The following is a 3,524-nucleotide window of genomic DNA, read 5'->3' on the forward strand; positions in this document are numbered from 1 at the left end:
TATTAAACTCTTCATCATCAATAAAAACTAAATAAGAGTTTTCATCTTGATTATCATTGAGTATATACTTTAAATGACATCCGACTTTAATGTTTAAATCTGAAATACTGTCTAAAAGGTCAGTATTTCCACGAATAAATGAAATTGTCCCTTCAGTATTTGAAGTTAATTCTGAAATAGACAATAGATTAAATTCCCTATTAATAATTTGGTCAAAATCCTTCTGGGAAAAACATTGGCTACAACTTTCAAAATTAAAATTACAAGCAGGTATAACATTATCATCAGGAGACACATCAGGATGCTGTAACATATTACATAATGCTCTTTCAGCTTCATCAGATAAAGCATGTTCCATTTCACAAGCTTGCTCATGAATATTCTCTTCCTTAACTTTTAAAACATCCAACAAGAACTTTTCTAGAATCCTATGTTTTCTTGTAATTTTTCTAGCTATTTTCATACCTTCATGAGTTAAAGTAGCGCCTTTATAATGAGTATAATTAATATAACCTAATTTTTCTAGTTTTTTGAGCATTTGAGTTACGCTTCCAGGTGCAATATCCAATTCATCAGATAATTTAGTAGTAGAAACCTGTTCCCAATTACTTCCATTGCAGTAAAGAACTTCAAGGTATTCTTCAATATTTTCACTAATTTTATCATTAGCCATAGTTTTCACCTAAACTCAATAATTGGTTTAATGTTTATGGCTCAAAGTATAAAAAAGTTTGTTATACCTAAAAAATAAGCATTAAATTAAAATTTAAAATAAGTTTTAAAAAAAAATAAAAAAAGAAAAGGGGTTAAATTAGAAAGTAATCTCTGTTAAAATTCCACCTTTCAGTGAAAATGAGTTAGTATTCCAATTTGCCACTTTTCCAAGAGAATTTCTTGAACTTGTTGCATCAGCAACAGTCCATTGACCATCAACTAATACTTGAACCCATACATGACCATAAGTATTTCCACTTGAAAAAGTACAAGTTCCATGGACATATCTAGCAGGAATATCCGCAGTTCTAAACATAGCTACAAGCAAATGAGACTCGTCAACACAGTTTCCTTTTTTCTCTGATAAAGTTCCAGTAGCACCATATTTAGTATCATAGTAGAAAGCATATGCGATTTTATCTCTTACATAATTGAAAATTGCAGTAGCCTTATCTTTTACAGAAGTTAAACCTTTAGTTACTTGATTAACTATAGCTTTAATATTAGCATTATCCACTTGACAATTTTTAGTAGCTTTAAGATATTTACTTAAATCAGTTTCAGTATTTTTCTCATTTACACCATGACCAGTACCACTACTTCCAGAACCTGATCCAGAACCAGATCCTAATGAATAAGTAATAGTCACAGAATTAGGCAAACGGTTTGCAGTACCATAAAAGTTTAAGATACGTGAAAAAGCATCAACATATTCAGAATAAATGATATTACCTACAGCAGATCCTGAATAATTAGGAGCCTTATTGTTAGTACTAATATAATTAGCAACCTTTAATGCAACTTTAAGATAATCTGCTTTTAACAAATCTTCTGAGTAAATATTATCACCAGAAGGATTACTTGGATTAGCTATACCAGTTATTATGGTGATTGCTTTTGTATTAGACTTACCTAATTGATCAATAGCCTTACTCATCAAGTATGTAAATTCAGCTAATGTAAATTTAACTCCACCTGCAGTAACAGTACTTGGTAACTTCTTATTAGTTTCATAATACTTTTTCAAATTAGTAGCACCAGCAACAATATCCTTAATAGATATTGTTTTAACAGTTACTTGTTCATCTTTAGTACCATTGTTGACTTTTATTGAAGTTGGTAATTTACCATCATTCTTATAATTCACTAAAATATTAGCAAACATTTCAATTAATGAATCATAATCAATATCCCCTAATGATGATGAAGCATAATTAGGAGCTCTATTATTATTTTTAATAAAGTCAAAAACCCTATTTACAATATCCATATATTCAGTAGTTGTAATACTACTTGATTTAAATGAACCCTCAGGATTTAATGGAACCGCAACTGATATAGGCAATACTTCTAGAGAAGTTTTACCATCATTAATCTTCTTGATAGCATCACTCATCATATATAAGAATTGAGCAATAGAATACTCTACTCCACCAACAGTAACTGTTTTAGGAATTGTATTCTTTGAATCAATAGTGTTTTTTAAAGTATTTGCTGCTGCAATTATATCATCAATACTTACAGATCCAGAAGTACTAGGAGAATCTGAGTTATCCACAAGTGATTTGAAATCAACAAAGTTAGTTACACCCCATCTAAATATAATTACACCTGGAGCTCTACCATCTAATGCAGCCTGTGAATCAGCTTTGATTTCAGAAGCAGACAGTTTACTAACATCATCATCAGATTTATATCCTTGTAATCCAGCCCATACGTAAGCACCTTGTGAATTATCTACAAACCATTTTGTAGTTTTAGTAATCCAAGATGAAGTTGCATCATAATTCCCTTTATAAATCATTGGAATAACCACATCTAAGTATTTACTGAGTACTGAATAATCTTGACCATAATACTTTAAATTATCAGTAGTTTCAGGCATCAAGGCAGCTGAAACAATAATTTTAGAGTTAATATTATGAATAGCATCAGTAGCATCTATAACAAATTGACTTATAGCTGCAGCACCACCATTAGTTTTATGAGCAGTACCAGGATATCTTAAATAATCAAAGTGAATACCATAAACACCTTTAATTTTTGCATATGATTGTGCTTCAATTATTTTTTTCTCAAAGAATTCCGTATCTATTTTTCCATTTTTAATAGGATTGACCCACTGTTTATTTTCATAGAATACTTGCATCCAAATATGAACGTTAATACCTAATTTATTCGCACTAGCAATCCATGATTCAACATCTGCTTGACCATGTTTCTCAATAGCTGCAAAATTTAAGAATAAATCAGTGACTCCTTGGGAAGCTAATGAATTAAGATTAGCCTTTTTCATATCTTCACCATAAATCCAGTAACCATATCCTGCACCCTTTTTCTTCTCAACAGTTATGTTTGCAATACCTGAAGTTGAAAGATAATCGTTATCAGTATTATCAAACTCAAAGGAAACAGAATGATTACCAGAAGCAACATTTACATTAAATGTTGCATATCCATTGGATGCTGTTTTAGCTGAATAAGTTTTACCATTCACAGTTAATGAAATAGTTTTACCAGACAAAGCATTACCATTAGAATCTTGTAATAAAACTTTATAAGTCTGAGAACCTTGATAAAATGAAGTTCCACTCTTCCAAATAATCTTTGTAGGAGTTCTTTCTTTGACTTCAATATTACTAGATCCATTTTGTGATTTTACATTGGAATCTCCATCAAAACTATAAGCCATAACATACTTACCAAGATCTAAACTACCAGTAGATAAAGCAGCTAATCCATCACTATTAGTAGTCTTAGTATAAGACTTACCATTAACAGTAAAAACAACATTTTTACCAGCTAAAGGA

Annotated in this window: 2 protein-coding genes; both read right to left on the minus strand. The window is 30.4% G+C overall.

Annotated features, from left to right (window positions below; translation table 11 throughout):
* Nucleotides 1-673 (minus strand): metal-dependent transcriptional regulator (locus ACR0P1_RS07605; protein ID WP_432645804.1); only part of this gene is annotated, 673 nt, incomplete at its 3' end.
* Between the two features lie 138 nt (nt 674-811).
* A partial coding sequence (locus tag ACR0P1_RS07610) for a pseudomurein-binding repeat-containing protein (protein WP_432645805.1) occupies nt 812-3,524 on the minus strand: 2,713 nt, incomplete at its 5' end.

It is taken from the genome of Methanobrevibacter sp. (genome assembly GCF_050872065.1).
In the GTDB taxonomy this organism is placed as follows: Archaea; Methanobacteriota; Methanobacteria; order Methanobacteriales; family Methanobacteriaceae; genus Methanocatella.